Consider the following 719-nt stretch of genomic DNA (forward strand, 5'->3'; position numbering starts at 1 on the left):
TTGCAAATACGGTTAAAAATATCTTCTGCATAATCCCTTACGGCTTCTTTCTCTACAATATTGGCAGTGTAAATAAACTTTCTACCTTCTTGCTCTGTATTTAGTACGCCTTTTTCAACTAATCGACCTAAGATCGTTTTGATAGTGGATTCTGTCCAGTCCATTTTTTCTTTCAATACAGAGATGACTGTTTTACTAGTTACTCGATCATTTGCCCAAACTACACGCATGACTTCCCATTCAGCATCTGTGATATAAGTATTAAGTTCTATTGTGCTCATTTTCCTTTCCTCCTAGTTGTTTACAACTGTAAACGAATATGTTTAAAATAAATCTACCATTGTAAACGAAATATGTCAAGTCTTTTTATTAAATTCTCACTTTTTGGGGTCAGTCCCTTAAAACTGAAAGTTTTAAAATGAAATTAGCCATCTACCTATACTGTGAGATGAAGGCTACGACTCATTCTGATAAGTCATCGATTTCATTTGATGACAGGTTTGGAGCTGTTAGGCAAATTTGCCAAGGCTAATCATAGCCTTGCTTTAGCCCAAAAAAGACATCCAAGAGATTTCTCTTGAATGTCTGTAAACGCTGATAAAATCGTAGGTCGCTTTGCTTTAAATTATACTTTTTTCTTAAACATTTGATACGAGTAGGTATTTCTTGTGAGTAATTTTCATCAAAAATTTCATATATAATCTCCCTATAATCATGGA

Annotated in this window: 2 protein-coding genes; both read right to left on the reverse strand. The window is 33.7% G+C overall.

What is annotated here, in order from left to right; translation table 11 throughout:
* A partial coding sequence (locus tag ACQRDX_RS09455) for a CopY/TcrY family copper transport repressor (protein WP_427896641.1) occupies window positions 1–281 on the reverse strand: 281 nt, incomplete at its 3' end.
* A gap of 247 nt (window positions 282–528) precedes the next feature.
* Window positions 529–719: hypothetical protein (locus ACQRDX_RS09460; protein ID WP_427896643.1), on the reverse strand; the 191-nt coding region annotated here is incomplete at its 5' end.

It is taken from the genome of Streptococcus sp. SGI.013 (assembly GCF_050315295.1).
Taxonomy (GTDB): Bacteria; Bacillota; Bacilli; order Lactobacillales; family Streptococcaceae; genus Streptococcus; species Streptococcus porcorum.